Below are 18375 nucleotides of genomic sequence, written 5' to 3'. Positions count from 1 at the left end.
GCTCGCGATCCCGGCATCCCGGCAGGCCCGGGCAACGCGGACAGCGATTTCGCCACGATTGGCGATGAGCACCTTGCGCACGATTGAGGCTCCCTCCTTGAAACAAGCCGAGTTTAGGGACTGCCGACACGGCGCATCGACCCGTCCCCTGTGGTGAGCTTGCCCACACGGAGCGTGATACGAGGCCCGCTCGACCCGCGAAATCCCTTGTCGCACCTCGGTACGCAGGACTCCTCCGTAAAACCCTAGCCCTCCGGTGTGGTCAAGGTCTCTGTGAGAGCGTGCCGCGCGCCACGCCGTTTCTTTGTGGAGTCCCTACGAATGGCCCAATGATTCTTTGCCCCTGCCACAACCCTTGTCCCGCGGTTTACCCGTTAGTAGCGTTCACTGTGCCTCGAACGTACTTGGGGTCACGGCAACTTTGGTCGAGCGGTGGTCGAGAGTGGGTGGGGGCCGGTGGTGCGCAGGCCGGTGGCATGGATCCTTGCGGTCGTCCTCTTCGTGGAGGCCTTCGGCGTAGCGGCGCTGAACTGGTTCCTGGGGATCGTCGCCGACCGCCAGAACATGTCCCTGGCCGGTATCGACCCGGACGCGATGTCCGTCTCCTCCAAGGTCGGCGGAGTCCTCTTCGGCCTCTACTTCCTCCTGTGCGCCCTGGTCGCCCTGCTGGTCGCGGTGCGCGACCGGGCCCCGGCCGGCCTCGGCCGCATCCTGCTGATCAGCGTGGCCGTGGTGCACGGACTGCTGGGCGCGTTCGCGTGGGCCATGGTGGTGAACAAGGTCGCGTTCGTGTTCATGGTGGTGGTGCTCGGCCTCGTCGTCCTGCTTCTGATGACCTACGACCGTCTGGAGGGGCCCTCGGACGCCGCACCGGCGCAGGACGACCCCACGGACCCCACGGACCCCAAGGCCCCCGAGCAGCCCGACAAGGACCCGGCGCCGGTCACTCCGCCGCCGGCCCCCAGCCCCTCCTGAGCCCGGTCACGCCTCTCGAGGCGTCCACAACTCCGTGATGCCGACGCCCAGTTGGCCCAGCAGCCGGCGAACGAGCGGCAGGCTGATGCCGATCACGTTGCCGTGGTCGCCGTCGATGCCCTCGATGAACGGCGCCGAACGGCCGTCGAGCGTGAACGCCCCGGCGACGTAAAGGGGTTCGCCCGAGGCGACGTACGCGGCGACCTCGGCGTCGGTCGGCTCGCCGAAGCGGACCACGGTGGACGCGGTCGCCGACACGTACCGGCCGCTCGTCGTGTCGTAGACGCAGTGGCCGGTCTGGAGCGTGCCGGCCCGGCCGCGCATCGACTTCCAGCGGGCGGTGGCCTCCTCGGCGTCGGCGGGTTTGCCGAGGGACTCGCCGTCCAGGTCGAGCACCGAGTCGCAGCCGATCACCAGCGCGCCGTGCACCTCCGGTCGGGCGGCCACGACAGAGGCCTTCGCCTCGGCGAGGGCGAGGGCGAGGTCGGCCGGGGTGAGGGCCGAGACGGCGTCCTCGTCGACCCCGCTCACGATCACCTCGGGGTCCAGTCCCGCCTGGCGCAGGAGGCCCAGCCGGGCGGGGGACTGGGAGGCGAGCACGAGTCGGCGGCGCGGCTGATCTGTCATGGGGCCAGGGTATCGGCGGCGCCCCCGGCGCTCGCCTCAGCCCGACAGCCCGATCACGATCATCGCCAGCACCATCGCGAGTGCCATGAGTATTCCGAGCCGCCGCAACATGAGCTCTGTCTCCCGCAGTTCTTTGGGAGGCTCGTTGTCAGGGTCGGACCACAGCATGTCACCAGCGTGGGGCTTGGCGGGGGGCACCGCCTGAGTACGGGTACTCAAATTGGTGCCCGGGGTTGTCGCTCCGTGCGCCCACGCGGCGGAGCCGCATATGGACACGGCCCCGCGCCCCTCAAGTGGATCCCCCTAGCCCGGCCAGAATGTGCGGGTCCATGCAGTCGGGCCCGGGTGGGGCAGCCTCGCGCCCGCGATCCGTGCCGGGTCGGACCACGCGTCCCGCTGCCTCGGTGCGCCGGGTGGCGTCGATGTCGCCGCCGCGGCGCGGGCCCTGACCACCGCCAGGGCGGCGGCCAGCTCCTCGGGGGTCGGGTTGCCCCGTACGACCTTGATCGTCACAACGGCTCCTTTACAGGGGGATGTTGCCGTGCTTCTTCGGGGGCAGGGACTCGCGCTTGGTGCGGAGCTGGCGCAGGCCCCGTACGACGTGGCGGCGGGTGTCGGAGGGGAGGACCACCGCGTCGATGTAGCCGCGCTCGGCCGCGATGTAGGGGTTGAGGAGGGTGTCCTCGTACTCCTGGATGAGGCGGGCGCGCACCGAGTCCAGGTCCTCGCCGGCCGCCTCCGCCTCGGCGAGCGTGCGGCGGTGCAGGATGTTGACCGCGCCCTGGGCGCCCATGACGGCGATCTGGGCGGTCGGCCAGGCGAGGTTGAGGTCGGCGCCCAGGTGCTTGGAGCCCATGACGTCGTAGGCGCCGCCGAAGGCCTTGCGGGTGATGACCGTGATGAGCGGGACGGTTGCCTCCGCGTACGCGTAGATCAGCTTCGCGCCTCTGCGGATGATGCCGTAGTGCTCCTGGTCGACGCCCGGGAGGAAGCCGGGGACGTCGACGAAGGTGAGGACCGGGACGTTGAACGCGTCGCAGGTGCGGACGAAGCGCGCCGCCTTCTCGGACGCGTCGATGTCCAGGCAGCCCGCGAACTGCATGGGCTGGTTCGCGACGACGCCCACCGGGCGGCCCTCGACCCGGCCGAAACCGGTGAGGATGTTCGGCGCGAACAGCGGCTGCGTCTCGAAGAACTCGGCGTCGTCCAGGACGTGTTCGATCACCGTGTGCATGTCGTACGGCTGGTTCGCGCTGTCCGGGACCAGGGTGTCCAGCTCGCGGTCCTCGTCCGTGACGGCGAGGTCCGCCTCCTCCGGGAACGCCGGGGGCTCGGACAGGTTGTTGGAGGGCAGGTACGACAGCAGCTGCTTGACGTACTCGATCGCGTCCTTCTCGTCGCCCGCCATGTGATGGGCCACGCCTGACACGGAGTTGTGGGTGCGCGCGCCGCCCAGTTCCTCGAAGCCCACGTCCTCGCCGGTGACCGTCTTGATGACGTCGGGGCCGGTGATGAACATGTGCGAGGTCTGGTCGACCATCACCGTGAAGTCGGTGATCGCGGGGGAGTAGACGGCCCCGCCCGCGCACGGGCCGACGACCAGGCTGATCTGCGGGACGACACCGCTCGCGTGGGTGTTGCGGCGGAAGATCTCGCCGTAGGCGCCCAGTGAGGCCACGCCCTCCTGGATGCGGGCGCCGCCGGAGTCGTTGATGCCGATGACCGGGCAGCCGGTCTTCAGCGCGAAGTCCATCACCTTGACGATCTTCTGGCCGTAGACCTCGCCCAGGGCGCCGCCGAAGACCGTGAAGTCCTGGGAGAACACGGCGACGGGGCGGCCGTCGACCGTGCCGTAGCCGGAGACGACACCGTCGCCGTAGGGGCGGTTCTTCTCCAGGCCGAAGTCGGTGGACCGGTGCCGGGTGAACTCGTCGAACTCGACGAAGGAGTCCTCGTCGAGGAGCAGGTCGATCCGCTCACGGGCCGTCAACTTGCCCTTGGCGTGCTGTTTTTCGACCGCGCGCTCCGAGCCCGCGTGCGTCGCCTCCTGGGTGCGGCGCCGAAGATCCGCGATCTTCCCGGCGGTGGTGTGGATGTCGATCTCTTGAGACGCTTCCGGCTCGGACATCGGGATTACGGCTCCCTGCCTGCTCAAAAGGGGGGACGGTTACTCATTCGTAGAGTAGTGGTGGGCCTACCGATCGGCAGTGCGGCGTACAACACACCTAGGGTGGCTTGCATGACGCCGCGAGATGCCTCAGACGAGAACAGCAGCCGTTGGTCCGATCTGGAACGGCCGCCCCTCAACCCTGGTGCGCTGCGGCGCGGGCTCGTCCGGGAGGGCGGGCTGTGGACCGGTGTGGAGGTCGTGCAGTCCACCGGTTCCACCAACTCCGACCTCGTCGCGCTGGCCGCCGCGGGCAAGGCCGCCGAGGGTGCCGTCCTGGTCGCCGAGGAACAGACCTCCGGGCGCGGGCGGCTCGACCGGCAGTGGACGGCACCGGCCCGCTCCGGGCTCTTCTTCTCCGTCCTCCTGGAGCCGGGCGACGTCCCCGTGTCCCGCTGGGGCTGGCTCCCGCTGCTCACCGGTGTCGCCGTCGCCACCGGCCTGTCCCGCTCGGCCGGCGTCGACACGGCACTCAAGTGGCCCAACGACCTGCTGGTGACTGTCGGTGGCGAGGAGCGCAAGGCCGGCGGCATCCTCGCCGAGCGCGCCGGGGACGACGCCGTGATCATCGGCGTCGGCATCAACGTCACCCTGCGCGAGGACGAGCTGCCCGTGCCCCAGGCGGCCTCCCTGGCCCTGGCCGGGGCCGTCACCACGGACCGCGATCCCCTGCTGCGGGCGGTTCTGCGGTCCCTGGAGCAGTGGTACGACAAGTGGCGCGAGGCGGGCGGGGACCCGGCCGTGAGCGGCCTCCAGGAGACCTACGCGGCCGGCTGCGCCACGCTCGGCCGGGTCGTCCGGGCCGAGCTGCCCGGGGACCGGTCGATCACCGGGGAGGCCGTCGCGATCGACGGGGACGGGCGGCTGGTCCTCGCGACGGAGGACGGAGTGCAGGAACCCGTAGGGGCGGGCGACATCGTGCACCTGCGCCCCGCGTGACCCCGACCGCTCTTGTGACAGCTTTGTCCACGTGACTCACGGAGTGAGCTGGCCCACACCTGCCGTAGCATTGGGCCCGGTCGATACCTGACCGTGGCAGATCGGAAGGGCAGCAGGCGTGACCGTCGACGACACGGGCTCCGGCGCGGACGCGGACGGCCGGGTGGACCCCGATGCCGCCGGTGGCCGGGTTGACCCCTATGCCGCCGATCCCGGCGAAGACCCCCTCGCGCTGCGCCTCGAAGGGCTGATCCTGGGCGCGGAGCGCCGCTACACGCCGTTCCAGGCGGCCCGTACCGCCGGTGTCTCCATGGAGCTGGCCACCCGTTTCTGGCGGGCCATGGGCTTCGCCGACGTCGGCCAGGCCAAGGCGTTCACGGAGGCGGACGTCCTCGCGCTGCGCCGCCTGGCCGGTCTGGTCGAGGCGGGGCTGCTGAGCGAGGCGATGGCCGTGCAGGTGGCCCGCTCCACCGGGCAGACCACAGCCCGGCTGGCGGGCTGGCAGATGGACTCGTTCCTGGAGGGCCTGACCGAGCCGCCCGAGCCCGGCATGTCCCGCACCGAGGTGACGTACCCGATCATCGAGCTGCTGCTGCCCGAGCTGGAGGAGTTCCTCGTCTACGTCTGGCGGCGCCAGCTCGCCGCCTCGGCCGGCCGGGTCGTCCAGGCCAGTGACGACGAGGAGATGGTCGACCGGCGCCTGGCAGTGGGCTTCGCCGACCTGGTGGGCTTCACACGGCTGACCCGCCGCATGGAGGAAGAAGAACTCGGCGAACTCGTCGAGGCCTTCGAGACCACCGCCGCCGACCTGGTGGCCGCGCGCGGCGGCCGGCTCATCAAGACCCTCGGCGACGAGGTTCTCTTCTCCGCGGACGACGCCGGGGTCGCCGCCGAGATCGCGCTGCGCCTGATCGAGACCATGGCCCACGACGAGACCATGCCCGAACTCCGCGTCGGCATCGCTTTCGGCACGGTCACGACCCGCATGGGCGACGTCTTCGGCACGACGGTCAACCTCGCCTCCCGCCTGACCTCGATAGCTCCCCGCGACGCTGTCCTCGTCGACAGCGCTTTCGCCGAGGAGCTCATCCGCAGCGGCGAGGCCCCCGCCTCCGAGGCGGAGGCCGCCGAGGCCGCGGCCACCGCCGAGAAGGAGGGCGAGGAGCCCCCGACGTACCGCTTCGCGCTCCAGCCGATGTGGCAGCGCCCGGTGCGCGGCCTGGGCGTGGTCGAACCCTGGCTCCTCACCCGCCGGGACTCGTCCCCGGCGTAGCCCTCGGAGCTTTTTGCTAGGGGGCGATTCCCAACTGGCGCAGGATGCCGAGTTCGTCGGGCCGGTTCCACCGCTCCACGATGTGGGCGTCCCGGATCCTGAAGATGTTGGTCCCGTGCAGGGTCAGGGGGCGGCCTTCGGCCGGGGCGGGCACCCCGAGCAGCTCACCGCGTTGCGTCCCGGCGGCGGTGAAGTGCTCCACGACCAGGTCGTCCTCGGCGGTCAGCAGGTCCGGCTCGCTGTGCCAGTCGGGACACGCCTCCCGGAACAGCGCGCCGGCGGTGCGGAAGCCTTCGCGGTCGCCGGGCCCGTTGAACGGCGGGTCGTGGTCGACGAAGTCCTCGGCGAGGTACTCGTCGACCGCGCCGAGGTCGCCCTTTGTGAACAGTGCGTCGATGAACGCGCGCACAAGGTCCTTGTTCTGGCGAGGGTGGTGTCCGATGCGTTCATGTCTTCAGTCTCACGCCGTCCACAAACGGGTGGCTTTCCGCTCAGTCACGGTGGACCAGCGGGTCCACGCAGAGCCCGATGATCGGCACGCACAGACTCGGCCGACTCGGCGCCGGGGCAGGGGAGTCGGCGGGCCGGCCCGGGGTCGGGGTGGGTGTCGGCTCCGGGGCGGCGCTCGTCGCGGGAGCCGGGGGGCCCGGTGCCGTGACCGGTGCCTGCGGCTGTGGCGTGTCGGGCGCCGTCGTCGTCTCCGGCAGGGGCGTGGGTGCCGCCGTCGTGTACGGAGTCGGTACGACGCCGGAGGCGGTGGTCGGGGTCGCGCTCGCGCCGCCCATCACCGAGGTGGCCGAGGGCATCGCGGAGGGGATCGCCGTCGGGTCGGCGCTGATCGTGGCCGCGGCGTTGGCCGGGTGCCCGGCGCTCTGCTCCGCGTCCACGTCCGGGCTCGGCTCGGCCTCCGCCGTGCCCACCCCGCCGACCCCCGAGTCGGGCGTCAGCCGTACGAGGCTCAGCACCCCGGCGGCCACGGCGAGTCCGCCGACGGCGAGCAGGACCTTGCGGGGGCGGGGGCGGCGGTGCCGGCCGCGCGTGGTCCGGGGAAGGGGTGGCTCGATGTCCGCGGTGGCCTCGGCCGGCTCCGCCTTCGTGGTCGTCGTCACGATCCCTCCCCTGTCGTGTGGCGGACGCACGTTATGCGCTTCTCCGGGCGGTGCGGCGGGAGTTGGGCGGGATGTCACCCGAACGGGGAAGGCCCGTGCGATGATCGGGACCAGTTCTGTTAACCCACGTTAACCAGGAGGGTGTCATGAGCGAGGAACGGTTCGGGGAGTTCGTGCTGGTGCGGCGGCACGACCACGTCGCGGAACTCGTCCTGGACCGGCCCAAGGCCATGAACGCCGTCTCCACCGCGATGGCCGGGTCCATCGCCGCGGCCTGTACGGCGCTGGCGGCGGACCGGGACGTCCGCGTCACCGTGCTGACCTCGTCGCACGAGCGGGCCTTCTGCGTCGGCGCCGACCTGAAGGAGCGCAACTCGCTCACCGACGCGGAGCTCGTACGGCAGCGGCCGGTCGCCCGGGGCGCGTACACCGGCGTCCTGGAACTCCCGATGCCGGCGATCGCCGCCGTGCACGGCTTCGCGCTGGGCGGCGGCTTCGAACTCGCCCTGTCCTGCGACCTGATCGTGGCCGACGCCACGGCCGTGGTGGGGCTGCCGGAGGTGTCGGTGGGCGTCATCCCGGGCGGCGGTGGTACGCAGCTGCTGCCCCGCCGGGTGGGTGCGGCCCGGGCGGCCGAACTCGTCTTCACCGCACGGCGGTTGGAGGCGTCCGAGGCGGCGGGACTGGGGCTCGTGGACACCCTGGTGGAGGCCGGCCGGGACCGCGAGGAGGCACTCGCCCTGGGTGCCCGCATCGCAGCGAACTCGCCGGTAGGCCTGCGGGCGGCCAAGCGGGCGCTGCGGCTCGGACACGGGCTGGACCTGCGTGCGGGCCTTGAGGTCGAGGACGCGGCGTGGCGGTCGGTGGCGTTCTCGGGGGACCGGGCGGAGGGCGTGGCGGCGTTCAACGAGAAGCGGAAGCCGCAGTGGCCCGGTGAGTAGGGGCGGCTGTCGCGCGTAGACACCTGTTCGCCGCATCAATGTCCCGATATGCGCCAAACCTCCCTAGCCTGGGGTGATGGGTGAGGACAGGCGGCTGGCCGCCGTGGTGGAGCTCGCGCAGGGGATGGCGGCGGCGCACACCCCGCGCGAGTCCTGGCGGGCGGCGGCGGCCGGGGCGTGCCGGGCGCTGGACGGGAGTTTCGCCGCGCTGTCGGTGTGGGAGCGGGAGCTGGGCCGGCTGCGGGTCCTCGTGAACGTGGGGGAGCGGGCGGCGGGCGAGGAGGAGTTCCCGGACGGCGAGACCTATCCGGTGCACCAGTTCCCCGAGATCACCGAGTTCCTGCACGAGCGCTGGGCCGGCGGCGGCGAGCCCAACGCCTGGGTCGAGACCGCCGAGGGCCCGGCCGCGGGCAGCCCCGGCTACTGCCACCAGCGCGTGGCGGCGCTACGGCGTCGTAGGCGCGGATGTTGTGTGGTCGCCCCGATCGTGCTGCACGGGCGGGCCTGGGGCGAGTTGTATGTGGCGCGGCCGGTCGGCGCGACCGTGTTCGACCGGGCCGACGCCGACTTCGCGACCGTGCTGGCGTCCGTCGTCGCGGCGGGGATCGCGCAGACCGAGCGGCTGGAGGAGGCGCGGCGGCTGGCGTTCACGGACGCGCTCACGGGTCTCGCCAACCGCCGTGCGGTCGACGTACGGCTCGACGAGGCGGTCGAGCGGCACCGGCGCGACGGGGTCGTGGTCAGCCTCGTCGTGTGCGACCTCAACGGACTCAAGCGCGTCAACGACACCCAGGGGCACGCGGTCGGTGACCGGCTGCTCGAACGCTTCGGGTCGGTGCTGTCGCTGTGCGGGGCGATGCTGCCGGGCGCGCTGGCCGCGCGGCTCGGCGGGGACGAGTTCTGTCTGCTCGCGGTCGGGCCGCCCGCCGACGAGGTGGTCGACGCGGCGGGCGAACTGTGCCGCCGCGCCGCCGAGTTGGAGCTCGGCGAGGGGGTCGCCTGCGGGGTCGCGTCGACCGAGGACCCGATCGGGGCGGTACGGTCCGGCCGCCGGCTGTTCCGGCTGGCGGACGCGGCCCAGTACCGTGCGAAGGCGCTGCGCGCAGATTGGCCGGTAGTTGCCGGGCGGGACGGCCCGGACGATCCGGTGGTGCGGCTCGCGGACTCGCCGACCCCGGAGATGCCGGCGGAGCGGCGGCGGTTCCGGGGGCGGCGGGCGTGAGGGGTGGGGCGCGTGCGGTTCGTTGTGGGTCGGCGCCGTGTCGGGGGGTATCCGTCCTCGGAACGGCGCGGAATCGGTCACTCGAGATTGCGGCGGTGTTGACGCGCCGACCGCTGCGGGCGGACACCGCCCGACGCGTCGCCTTCGCGCCGTACACGGCTGCCGGGACGCTCGGCCCAGTGACCTATCTGTAAGGGTTCAACCGGCCCCCCGGTAGTGACACTGCCGCATTCAATGCGTACGCTCCTGAATATGGATATGCACACTGTGGTGGTGGGGACGTCGGGGGTCACCGCGTCCGACGTTCTTGCCGTGGCGCGTGGGGGCGCCCGGATCGAGCTTTCGGGCGAGGCCTTCGCGGCGCTCGCGGCGGCGCGCGAGATCGTGGACGCGCTCGCGGCCAAACCGGAACCCGTGTACGGCGTGAGCACCGGCTTCGGGGCCCTGGCGTCCCGGCACATCAGCCCGGAGCTGCGGGCCCAGCTGCAGCGCAACATCGTCCGCTCGCATGCCGCGGGGATGGGGCCGCGGGTGGAGCGGGAGGTCGTTCGGGCCCTGATGTTCCTGCGGCTCAAGACCGTCTGCTCGGGGCACACCGGTGTGCGGCCCGAGGTCGCCCAGACCATGGCCGATGTGCTCAACGCCGGGATCACCCCCGTTGTGCATGAGTACGGCTCTCTCGGGTGCTCCGGTGACCTCGCCCCGCTCTCGCACTGCGCGCTCACGCTCATGGGCGAGGGTGACGCGGAAGGCCCGGACGGGGTGGTCCGGCCCGCCGGTGAGCTGCTGGCGCAAGCCGGGATCGCGCCTGTCGAACTGCGGGAGAAGGAGGGCCTCGCCCTTCTCAACGGCACCGACGGCATGCTCGGCATGCTGGTCATGGCGCTCGCCGACCTCGACATGCTCTACAAGTCCGCCGACGTCACGGCTGCGCTGTCGCTGGAGGCGCTGCTCGGTACCGACAAGGTGCTCGCGCCCGAGCTGCACGCCATCCGCCCGCATCCCGGGCAGGCCGCGAGCGCCGCCAACATGCTTGCCGTGCTTGACGGTTCGGAGCTCACCGGGCATCACCAGGACGATGCTCCCCGGGTTCAGGACGCGTATTCGGTGCGGTGTGCTCCGCAGGTCGCGGGTGCCGGGCGGGACACCATCGCGCATGCCCGGTTGGTCGCGGAGCGGGAGTTGGCGTCCGCCGTCGACAACCCTGTTGTGCTGCCTGGGGGCACCTCCCAGGCTTTTGGCTCTGGGGGAGGTCGGGTCGAGTCCAACGGGAACTTCCATGGCGCGCCCGTGGCTTACGTCCTCGACTTCCTCGCCATCGCCGCCGCCGACCTCGGTTCGATCGCCGAGCGCCGTACCGACCGGCTGCTCGACAAGAACCGCTCGCACGGGCTGCCGCCGTTCCTCGCCGACGACGCCGGTGTCGACTCCGGGCTGATGATCGCCCAGTACACGCAGGCCGCGCTGGTCAGCGAGATGAAGCGGCTGGCCGTACCGGCCTCCGCCGACTCGATCCCGTCCTCCGCCATGCAGGAGGACCACGTCTCCATGGGCTGGTCGGCCGCGCGCAAGCTGCGCACCGCCGTCGGCAACCTCACCCGGATCATCGCGGTGGAGCTGTACGCGGCCACGCGCGCGGTGGAGTTGCGCGCAGGTCTGTCCCCGGCGCCCGCGTCCCGGGCGGTCATCGACGCCGTACGCGCGGCGGGCGTCGAGGGTCCGGGGCCGGACCGGTTCCTGTCTCCCGACCTGGCCGCGGCGGAGGCGTTCGTGCGCGACGGGCAGGTCGTGGAATCCGTGGAGAAGGTCACCGGGCCGTTGCAGTAGGGGAGTCGGGGCCCGGCCTTGGCAACGGCCGGGCCCCGTACGTCACTTCAGCTTGGCGGACTGGGCGGTGACCACCGCGGCCGGGATGGCGTAGGCCTTCTGCGACATCAGGGCGCCGAGGTTGACCGTGTAGTACGTGACGAGGGTGCTGCCGTGCCGCACCACCTCGGTGTGCACAGTGCCCGTCTTGCCGCCGGTGTCCTCCATCACGGCGCTCGCGCCGAACGCCACCGACTCGTCGCCGGTGTCCGAGGCCTTCTCGGCCGCGACCCCGGTGTACTTCGTGCCGTCGGAGCCCGGGAGGAGGGTGAAGCCGCCGGCGCAGCTCTTGACCGCGTCGGAGACGGCCTTGAACGTCTTCTCGGCGCCGTCGCCGTCGTACGAGGACAGCCCGACGACGGTGGTGGTGCGGTCCAGGGCGGAACCGAACGCGTCCTCGAACTCCTCCTCGCTCAGGTCCTCCACGGACTTGGACGGGGTGGCGGAGGTCTTCTTCGCCTCGGTGACCAGCCTGTTCGTGGCCGTGGCCGCGTCGCCCGGTGCCTGTCCGGCCATGGCCCAGGCCAGCGGGCGGCACTGCGCCTTGTCGACGGTGACGGCGCTCTTGGTCGCGGGGTACGTCTTGCCGACCGACCCGACCTCGTAGCCGGCGACATCGCCCTTCACGAGGGCCAGCTTCTGCAACTCGGCGGCGCTGAGCGCCTTCGCGGAGTTCTTGGTGGTGCCTTCGGCACTGCTCTTGGCGTCGGCGCTCTTCGCGGTGTCCGAACCGCCGTCGGAGCAGCCGGTGATGAGGGCCAGCGACAGCGCGCCCACCGCGACGGTGGCGCACAGCCGTATGCCCGATGATCTCTTCATGAGCGGACTATGAAGCTTGAGTCAAGTAAGAGTCAAGCAACTTAAAACCCGAGGCGCTCCCGCCGCACCGAATACGCCACGAAACCGGCGCCGAGACCGAGGAAAATGGTCCCGCCGACGATGTACGGCGTGGTGTCCGGGCTTCCGGTGTCGGCGAGTTGGGTGTCGTCGGAGTAGGTGGTGACGGCCGACGAGGTCACCCTTGCCTGCTGGGTGACCTGGGAGGTTGGCGTCGCCGAAGTCTCCACTCTCACCTGGTCGGTCACCGTCGCGTTGGCGGAGGGGACGAACCACAGGGCGCCCAGCAGGGTGCCCGCGGCGGTGGCGGTCAGCATCGTTCGGCGAGCGGTTGACACGGAATATCGATCCCCTTGTGGCGCTGGCGAATTGGCCGTGTGGAGCGATGCTAATGAACTCTGCGGGTCGTGGGAAAGTCACGGGAGCTGTGGGCCGTACGCTCCCGGCATGACCACTCCAGAGACATCACGTTTTGTACGCCTTCGTGTCGAACTCGTTCTTGAGGTCGAGAACGAGGACGCCGTGACCAAGGCCGCGCTGGCCAAGATCGCCGACGATCCGGAACTGCCCGGTGACGAACGGGTGCACGCCGAGAGCGCTGTGACGGAAGACACCGCCGAGGCCCTCGCCTATCTCGTGGACCCGTTCGACCTGGTCGGCGAGATGCCCGGGGTCGAACTGGCCCAGGCCTCATGGAGCAGTGAGGAGATCGACTACGACCCGGATTCGCCGGATTGGGACCTCGACGAGGATGATGTCGACGGCGATGAGGAAGCAGACGGGACGGCAGTGGTCGGCTGAGTTGTGCGCGGGAGCGTGTGACCCCGGGCGGCAACCGCTGTCCGGGGTTTCGTCGTCTCAACGGTTCCGGGCGTCACAGTGGACGTGGTGTGCCCCACACATGGTGGGTAAGCGGAACGGGACGCACCAGTCGTAGCGTTGGATTCTTAAGAACTGTTTAACGGGGCGCTCGGGTTTTTGGTGATTCGGCAACGATGGAGAAGCGTGTGATGACGGACAGTAAGCGGCGCAGGGGTCTTGTGGCCGCGTCCGCACTGCTCGGCGGTGTGCTCGTGCTCACGGCGTGTTCCGGCAGCGACGACAAGTCGTCCGGCAGCGACTCGAGCCAGAGCTCACAGTCGAAGGCCGACGAGGCGGCGGCGAAGAAGTCGTCCGAGGCCCAGATCAAGATCACACCGGCGGACGGTTCGGACAACGCCTCCATCAACAACTCGGCCACGGTCACCGTCAGCAAGGGCACGCTCACGGCCGTGACGATGACGACGGCGGACGGCAAGGCCGTCGCGGGCACCATCTCCGCCGACAAGCTCAGCTGGAAGCCCAGCGCCCAGCTGGAGCGCTCCACGACCTACAAGGTCGCCGCGACCGCGAAGGACTCCGCAGGTCTGGCGGCCCACGAGAACGCCTCCTTCACCACGGTCTCCCCGGCCAACAGCTTCATAGGGAACTTCACTCCCGAGGACGGTTCCACGGTCGGCGTCGGCATGCCGGTCTCGATCAACTTCAACAAGGCGATCACCAACAAGGCGGCCGTCCAGAAGGGCATCACGGTCACCTCCACCAGCGGCCAGGAAGTCGTCTGCCACTGGTTCAACACCCAGCGCATGGACTGCCGCCCCGAGGACTACTGGAAGGAGAACTCCACCGTCACGCTGAAGCTCGCGCTCGACGGCGTCGAGGGTGCCTCCGGGGTCTACGGCGTGCAGCAGAAGACGGTCACCTTCCACATCGGCCGCAACCAGGTCTCGTACGTGGACGCGAAGACGAAGCAGATGAAGGTGGAACAGGACGGCAAGGTCGTCAAGACCATCCCGATCTCGGCCGGTTCCCCCGAACACACCACGTACAACGGCCAGATGGTGATGTCCGAGAAGTTCGTCCAGACCCGGATGAACGGCGCGACGGTCGGCTTCACGGACGACGACGGCAAGGGCGAGTACGACATCAAGGACGTCCCCCACGCCATCCGCCTCACCAGCTCCGGCACGTTCATCCACGGCAACTACTGGGGCTCGCCGTCGGTCTTCGGCAGCGTCAACACCAGCCACGGCTGCGTCGGCCTCCAGGACGTGAAGGGCGCCGGCGACAAGAACATGCCGGCGGCGTGGTTCTACAACAACTCGATCGTGGGTGACGTGGTCGTCATCTCCAACACCGGCGACAAGACGGTGTCCCCGGACAACGGCCTCAACGGCTGGAACATGGACTGGGCGCAGTGGAAGGCGGGTTCGGCGGTCTGACCTGACCTGTCAACTCTGGTTCGCTTGAAGGCGGTTGCCCCTGGCGGGGCGGCCGCCTTTTGCGTTGCGGAAGTCAAGTGGTCCATGGGGGCGGAGAGTTGGCATTAGCATACGGAACGTGACGTACCTCGGGTGCGCCTCCCTTGTTCCGGGCCCCTCTCCTCGGGGCCCGGCCCGTAGCGGGGCGGTTCCGGGTAAAGAAAAAAGGCCGCCTCCCTATGGAAAGGGAGGCGCACCCTATGGGACGTCATGCCAAGCCAAGGCTGACTCCTGTGTGTCGACTCACCCGGTTGCTGCCGGAATCGTGGGCCAAGCACGTGAGGAGGTGGTGGCTCTGGTGGCTCAGCAAGTAGCGGGAGATCCCCAGAAGGATTAGGGACCTCCCACCAAGCTCCTGGCCGAGCTTTAGCCCCTGTCGCGGTATCCGGCCGTGGCGGGGGCTCGTTCCTCGTCTACGACCATACCGGCTACGGCGCCCGCAGCAAGCCCGACTTGGCCCTCCGGCTGTCACCCGGTGGGATCCACGTTCCAGGCTGCGGGCAGGTCGCTGTCGCAGAAGACGCAGACGAAGTCGTCCTCGCGCACGATGTTGTGTTCCTGGCACTCGGGGCACCGCCGGAAGACCACCTCGTGGGTGAAGCCGGAGGGCCGCACGAGTTCCACGTCGTCCAGAGCGCGGGCGACTGCCGGCCAGGAGCCGGTGTCCGGGCAGTACCCGGTGGACTGGTTGCTGACCTCGCTCACGGCCTCTTGGCATTTGTTCTCACGACCCTTCGTCCCTCAAGCCCTCAATCTGCTGCAGCTGCTGGATGATGAGGTTGAAGTCCGAGAGTGCCTTAAGGCAGAACTCTTGATCGTGCAGGTTAATTTTGTCAACGACCTCGGCGAAATCTGGATCGTTAAGCCCTCGGGCTTCGCGCAGAATCCTGGTGGGTAGTAGAATCCAATTTCTCCGTGTCGTATCGAGTGTCCACTCGACTTGGGTAGGGATCTCGGTCACGCTATGTTCTACGAGCTGCGCAACTCCTTCCCGGGGAGATGTGTAACGCCATTTCATGTACGGTACTTGAAAGTAGCCGTATACGGGATGAGACTCCGAAGGAAGCCCAAACCAGGAAAGCTCTCCGAACCTGCTGAGTGCTTGCATTGCTTGCACACTTCGAGCCGACATGCCAGATTCCGTTCTCGAATTACCAGAGGGGTCCCGAATATCCTCCGTCTTGGACGAGGAGTTTCTTGCCGGGGTTCAGTAGTCGAATAGCCCGCTCGTAGTCCCCGTATGGAATGGGAGTTGACCTCATTGCCGGGTCGTACACGTATCGCCCATCCGTGTAGACATCGTGATAGCGATATTCCGTGACTACCTTACCTGAATTCTCGGGTATGTTGATGACGGGATCGTTGTGCGCAGTGAAGTTGATGATCTTCCCGTCTCCTTCGGTCCTCCTGAGGATATATTCGGCTATTTCTGAACAGTCGATATTTCCGCCAGTCGGAGCGGACCTCATGGCCTCGGTGGCCGCGCTGTTGGGCGGGTAATTCGGGTTGGGCTCCCTGAAGTCGAAGGTGCCTCGAGAATCTTCGCCGCCGGGATAATCCGGCGCAAGTCCCAGGGAATCGGACCGCGTGTGCGGGTTGGGGACGTAGGCGGCTGGGTTGGGGGCTGGCAAGAGCCCGAGAGGGTCAGGCGTGAGATAGCGCGCCGTCTCCGGGTCGTAGTGCCGGAAGAAGTTGTAATGCAGCCCCGTTTCGGGGTCGAAGTACTGGCCCGGGAAGCGGAGTGGCGTGTAAGTAGTGCTGTTTGCCGCCCAGGCCGTCGTGCCCCACAAGGTGGTGCGGGTGTGCCAGGCGATGTCGCCCTGTTCGTCGATGAGTTCGGTGGGGGTGCCCACCAGGTCGGTGACGATGGCGAAGAAGCGGGCGTCGATCTCGTCCTGTGGGGCGTCCGCAGTGGTGATGCGTTCTGTTTGGGCTATGGGGCGTAGGCCCTGGTGGTCCCACGTCAGGATCACCGGGTTGGGCAGGTCCGGGGACGTGGTGGTCTGTTCGCACAGGGTGGTGCCGTCCCAGGTGAACTGCACCTTCTCTACGGCCGTTTCGCCGTCCGCGGCCAGGCGGAGCTTCGCCGCGCGGCGGCCGAGAACGTCGTAGGTGTAGCGCCACCGCGTGCCGTCCGGCGTCGTCACCGACGTCAGGCGGTCCTCCGCGTCCCACTCGTAGCGCCAGGTGTCCGGTTTCCGGGAGAGGCGGGTTTTCTGGCGCAGGGTGATGCGGCCGAGTGCGTCGTGGTCGTAACGGACGTTGCCCGCGCGGGTGATGCGGGTGCCGGTGTACTCGCGGGTGCCTGTTGCTTCCTGGCCCGGGTGGCTCTTCGGCCAGGATGCCCGGGACTGGTTGCCGGCCTCGTCGTACGCGTACGTCTCGGTCCAGTTCGCCGCGTGGACCGCCGTTACGCGGCCCGTCGCGTCCAGGTCGAAGCTGCGGGTGCCGGAGAGTTGGTCGTCGATCGCGGTCAGGTTGCCGTCGGCTCGGTAGCTGTAGGCGCGGTGTTGGAGGGAGGTGCCCGTTGCGCCGACTACCGATTGGGTGGTCAGGCGGCCGACCGTGTCGAAAGTGTGCTCCAGGGTGAGTATCTCGCCCACCTGGCGGGCCAGTTCGCGGCCCGCCTCGTCGTACGTGAAGTCGATGGAGCGGCCCGAGGCCGTCATGCCGGTGCGGCGGCCGGACTCGTCGTACGTCCACGTCGTGGTTGCGCCGGACGGGGTCGTGCGGGCTGTGGGGCGGCCGAACTCGTCGTACACGTAAGTCAGTTCGCGGCCGTCGACCGTCTCCGAGCGGACCCGGCCGTGGCGGTCGCGCAGGATCGTCAGGGTGGTGTCCGGGCCGGTTGCCTGGGCGAGGCCGTCCGTCATGTCGTAGGCATACGTGGTGACTTGGCCTGGCTGCGTTCTTGCGGATCACCTGGCCCAGGTCGTTGCGTTCGAACTCCGTCGTCTGGCCGAGGGTGTCCGTGCGAGATATCAGGTGGCCGGTCGCGTCGTGGGTGTAGGTGAGGGTGCGGTCGTCGAAGTCCGTCTCCTCGATCAGGCGGCCCGCCGCGTCGTAGGTGTAACTCCAGCTCAGACCTTGGGGGTTGGTGACCTGGGTGAGGTTGAGCTCCGCGTCATGGCCGAACTCATAGCGCACTCCGTCCGGGCCTGTGCGGGAGGTCAACAGGTCGAAGTGCGTGTACTCGAAGTGGGAGATCCCGCCCAACGGGTCGGTGTGGGTGGTGCAGTTGCCCTCGCCGTCGTACGTCCAGGACTCTGTCGTGCCGTCCGGTGCCGTGCGGCGGGACAGCCGGCCCTCGACCGTCCACTCCCAGCGGGTTGTGGCGCCCAGCGCATCCGTGAGCGTGACAGGTCGGCCGAAGCTGTCACGTTCGTAGCGACTGACTCCGCCGAGCGAGTCCGTTGTCTCCAGCGGGAGGCCGGTGCGGTCGCAGCGGATCGTGGTTGTCCGGCCGAGGGGGTCTGCCACCGAAGTGAGGTGGCCCGCCTCGTCGTACGTGAAGTGGGTGGTGTGGCCCTGGGAGTCCGTCACCGATGTGCGGTTGCCGCGGTCGTCGTACGACTGGCGCACGGTCGTGCCGTCCGGGTTCACCAGCCTTACCGGCAGGCCGAGTTCGTCGTACTCGGCTCGTGCCTCGCGTCCGTCGGGGCGGGTCACGGCGAGCAGGTTGCCCTGCTCGTCGTAGCGGAACGAAGTGGTGCGGCCGAGTGGGTCCGTCTCGGAGAGGAGGCGGTTGTAGCGGTCGCGTCGGTATCGGGTGATCGCGCCGAGCGGGTCGATCACCGCTACGACCTGGTACGCGTCGTTGACGAGGAAGCGCCGGACGTTGCCCGCGGCGGTGGTCGTGGTCGTGACCCGCTGGCCTGTCTCCGGGTCCGTGTCGTCGTAGGTGACGCGCAGGCTCATGTGGCCTGCCGAGCCGCCCTCGGCCGTGCAGCGGTCCTCATCGTCGTACCGGTAGATGTAGCTGCGGTCGTTGGTGTCCGTCCAGGAGGTGACGCGGCCCGCGTCGTCGTAGGTGAAGCGCAGGGGGAGACCGGAGGAGTTGACGACGGCGGTCAGGTTGCCGTCGGTATAGCCGTACCGTTTCATCTCGGTTCCGGTGGA

The 18375-nt window shown here is 69.3% G+C and carries 18 protein-coding genes and 2 pseudogenes; 8 read left to right on the top strand and 12 right to left on the bottom strand.

Going from position 1 to position 18375, the window contains the following annotated elements:
- The coding region (locus AB0I51_RS46050) for a biotin carboxylase N-terminal domain-containing protein (RefSeq protein WP_308314065.1) at window positions 1-72 on the bottom strand (72 nt) is incomplete at its 3' end.
- A gap of 399 nt (window positions 73-471) precedes the next feature.
- Here AB0I51_RS46050 and AB0I51_RS46045 point away from each other — a divergent pair.
- The gene (locus AB0I51_RS46045; RefSeq protein WP_362985106.1) at window positions 472-975 is read left to right on the top strand and encodes a hypothetical protein; all 504 of its coding nucleotides are present in this window, start codon (window positions 472-474) and stop codon (window positions 973-975) included.
- 6 nt (window positions 976-981) lie between these two features.
- Here AB0I51_RS46045 and AB0I51_RS46040 read toward each other — a convergent pair whose 3' ends face one another.
- The 4 genes from AB0I51_RS46040 to AB0I51_RS46025 form a co-directional block, all read right to left on the bottom strand.
- The gene (locus AB0I51_RS46040) at window positions 982-1602 is read right to left on the bottom strand and encodes a nucleoside triphosphate pyrophosphatase (protein WP_362985104.1); all 621 of its coding nucleotides are present in this window, start codon (window positions 1600-1602) and stop codon (window positions 982-984) included.
- A gap of 36 nt (window positions 1603-1638) precedes the next feature.
- Complete coding sequence (locus AB0I51_RS46035; RefSeq protein ID WP_362985102.1) at window positions 1639-1770, bottom strand: hypothetical protein; 132 nt, start codon at window positions 1768-1770, stop codon at window positions 1639-1641.
- Window positions 1771-1905: 135 nt separating this feature from the next.
- Window positions 1906-2115, bottom strand: coding sequence for an acyl-CoA carboxylase subunit epsilon (locus AB0I51_RS46030; protein ID WP_362985100.1), 210 nt, complete (start codon window positions 2113-2115; stop codon window positions 1906-1908).
- Between the two features lie 10 nt (window positions 2116-2125).
- Entirely contained in the window at window positions 2126-3730 is a 1605-nt protein-coding gene (locus tag AB0I51_RS46025; protein WP_362985098.1) for an acyl-CoA carboxylase subunit beta, read from the bottom strand.
- A gap of 111 nt (window positions 3731-3841) precedes the next feature.
- On the opposite strand from AB0I51_RS46025, the gene AB0I51_RS46020 reads away from it, so the two are divergent.
- Both AB0I51_RS46020 and AB0I51_RS46015 read left to right on the top strand, forming a co-directional pair.
- Window positions 3842-4708, top strand: a complete 867-nt coding sequence (locus AB0I51_RS46020; RefSeq protein WP_362985096.1) for a biotin--[acetyl-CoA-carboxylase] ligase — start codon at window positions 3842-3844, stop codon at window positions 4706-4708.
- 118 nt (window positions 4709-4826) lie between these two features.
- Window positions 4827-5981: an adenylate/guanylate cyclase domain-containing protein gene (locus AB0I51_RS46015; RefSeq protein WP_362985095.1), complete on the top strand. Its 1155-nt coding sequence runs from the start codon at window positions 4827-4829 to the stop codon at window positions 5979-5981.
- A 16-nt stretch (window positions 5982-5997) separates the two neighbouring features.
- Here the strand turns inward: AB0I51_RS46015 and AB0I51_RS46010 are convergent, their stop codons facing one another.
- Window positions 5998-6390, bottom strand: a complete 393-nt coding sequence (locus AB0I51_RS46010) for an ester cyclase (protein WP_362985093.1) — start codon at window positions 6388-6390, stop codon at window positions 5998-6000.
- 82 nt (window positions 6391-6472) lie between these two features.
- Window positions 6473-7090 (bottom strand): hypothetical protein, encoded by a 618-nt coding sequence (locus AB0I51_RS46005; protein ID WP_362985091.1) that lies wholly within the window; start codon window positions 7088-7090, stop codon window positions 6473-6475.
- A 146-nt stretch (window positions 7091-7236) separates the two neighbouring features.
- On the opposite strand from AB0I51_RS46005, the gene AB0I51_RS46000 reads away from it, so the two are divergent.
- The 3 genes from AB0I51_RS46000 (at window position 7237) to hutH (ending at window position 11080) form a co-directional block, all read left to right on the top strand.
- Window positions 7237-8031 carry an enoyl-CoA hydratase-related protein gene (locus tag AB0I51_RS46000; protein ID WP_362985089.1) on the top strand — a complete coding sequence of 265 codons (795 nt, stop codon included), beginning with the start codon at window positions 7237-7239 and terminating at the stop codon, window positions 8029-8031.
- Window positions 8032-8107: 76 nt separating this feature from the next.
- The gene (locus AB0I51_RS45995; protein WP_362985087.1) at window positions 8108-9253 is read left to right on the top strand and encodes a sensor domain-containing diguanylate cyclase; all 1146 of its coding nucleotides are present in this window, start codon (window positions 8108-8110) and stop codon (window positions 9251-9253) included.
- A gap of 258 nt (window positions 9254-9511) precedes the next feature.
- The gene (gene hutH, locus AB0I51_RS45990) at window positions 9512-11080 is read left to right on the top strand and encodes a histidine ammonia-lyase (RefSeq protein ID WP_362985113.1); all 1569 of its coding nucleotides are present in this window, start codon (window positions 9512-9514) and stop codon (window positions 11078-11080) included.
- A 42-nt stretch (window positions 11081-11122) separates the two neighbouring features.
- Here hutH and AB0I51_RS45985 read toward each other — a convergent pair whose 3' ends face one another.
- Together AB0I51_RS45985 and AB0I51_RS45980 are read right to left on the bottom strand one after the other, a co-directional pair.
- Entirely contained in the window at window positions 11123-11938 is an 816-nt protein-coding gene (locus tag AB0I51_RS45985; protein WP_362985085.1) for a hypothetical protein, read from the bottom strand.
- Between the two features lie 41 nt (window positions 11939-11979).
- The gene (locus AB0I51_RS45980; protein WP_362985111.1) at window positions 11980-12273 is read right to left on the bottom strand and encodes an LAETG motif-containing sortase-dependent surface protein; all 294 of its coding nucleotides are present in this window, start codon (window positions 12271-12273) and stop codon (window positions 11980-11982) included.
- 130 nt (window positions 12274-12403) lie between these two features.
- Here AB0I51_RS45980 and AB0I51_RS45975 point away from each other — a divergent pair, with 130 nt between their 5' ends.
- Window positions 12404-12757 carry a hypothetical protein gene (locus AB0I51_RS45975; protein WP_317886310.1) on the top strand — a complete coding sequence of 118 codons (354 nt, stop codon included), beginning with the start codon at window positions 12404-12406 and terminating at the stop codon, window positions 12755-12757.
- A 209-nt stretch (window positions 12758-12966) separates the two neighbouring features.
- Window positions 12967-14217, top strand: a complete 1251-nt coding sequence (locus AB0I51_RS45970) for an Ig-like domain-containing protein (protein ID WP_362985082.1) — start codon at window positions 12967-12969, stop codon at window positions 14215-14217.
- 507 nt (window positions 14218-14724) lie between these two features.
- Here AB0I51_RS45970 and AB0I51_RS45965 read toward each other — a convergent pair.
- From AB0I51_RS45965 to AB0I51_RS45955, 3 genes and pseudogenes are all read right to left on the bottom strand, one after another.
- Window positions 14725-14961: pseudogene (locus AB0I51_RS45965) on the bottom strand (hypothetical protein); the annotation flags it as partial.
- Between the two features lie 446 nt (window positions 14962-15407).
- Entirely contained in the window at window positions 15408-17129 is a 1722-nt protein-coding gene (locus AB0I51_RS45960) for an RHS repeat-associated core domain-containing protein (protein ID WP_362985080.1), read from the bottom strand.
- Window positions 17130-17205: 76 nt separating this feature from the next.
- Window positions 17206-18360, bottom strand: a pseudogene (locus tag AB0I51_RS45955) (type IV secretion protein Rhs); the annotation flags it as partial.
- Window positions 18361-18375 lie beyond the last annotated feature (15 nt).

The organism is Streptomyces sp. NPDC050549 (genome assembly GCF_040655035.1).
Taxonomy (GTDB): Bacteria; Actinomycetota; Actinomycetes; order Streptomycetales; family Streptomycetaceae; genus Streptomyces.
The sequence above is the reverse complement of the archived record's forward strand: the minus strand, read 5'-3'. Positions and strand labels throughout refer to the sequence as shown.

Excerpts from the sequence above, each read along its gene's own strand:
- AB0I51_RS46040 (WP_362985104.1), bottom strand. The coding sequence starts at position 1,602 with ATGACAGATCAGCCGCGCCGCCGACTCGTGCTCGCCTCCCAGTCCCCC.
- AB0I51_RS46035 (WP_362985102.1), bottom strand. The coding sequence starts at position 1,770 with ATGCTGTGGTCCGACCCTGACAACGAGCCTCCCAAAGAACTGCGGGAG.
- AB0I51_RS46025 (WP_362985098.1), bottom strand. The coding sequence starts at position 3,730 with ATGTCCGAGCCGGAAGCGTCTCAAGAGATCGACATCCACACCACCGCC.
- AB0I51_RS46020 (WP_362985096.1), top strand. The coding sequence starts at position 3,842 with ATGACGCCGCGAGATGCCTCAGACGAGAACAGCAGCCGTTGGTCCGAT.
- AB0I51_RS46000 (WP_362985089.1), top strand. The coding sequence starts at position 7,237 with ATGAGCGAGGAACGGTTCGGGGAGTTCGTGCTGGTGCGGCGGCACGAC.
- AB0I51_RS45995 (WP_362985087.1), top strand. The coding sequence starts at position 8,108 with ATGGGTGAGGACAGGCGGCTGGCCGCCGTGGTGGAGCTCGCGCAGGGG.
- hutH (WP_362985113.1), top strand. The coding sequence starts at position 9,512 with ATGCACACTGTGGTGGTGGGGACGTCGGGGGTCACCGCGTCCGACGTT.
- AB0I51_RS45985 (WP_362985085.1), bottom strand. The coding sequence starts at position 11,938 with ATGAAGAGATCATCGGGCATACGGCTGTGCGCCACCGTCGCGGTGGGC.
- AB0I51_RS45980 (WP_362985111.1), bottom strand. The coding sequence starts at position 12,273 with ATGCTGACCGCCACCGCCGCGGGCACCCTGCTGGGCGCCCTGTGGTTC.
- AB0I51_RS45975 (WP_317886310.1), top strand. The coding sequence starts at position 12,404 with ATGACCACTCCAGAGACATCACGTTTTGTACGCCTTCGTGTCGAACTC.
- AB0I51_RS45970 (WP_362985082.1), top strand. The coding sequence starts at position 12,967 with ATGACGGACAGTAAGCGGCGCAGGGGTCTTGTGGCCGCGTCCGCACTG.
- AB0I51_RS45960 (WP_362985080.1), bottom strand. The coding sequence starts at position 17,129 with ATGACGGACGGCCTCGCCCAGGCAACCGGCCCGGACACCACCCTGACG.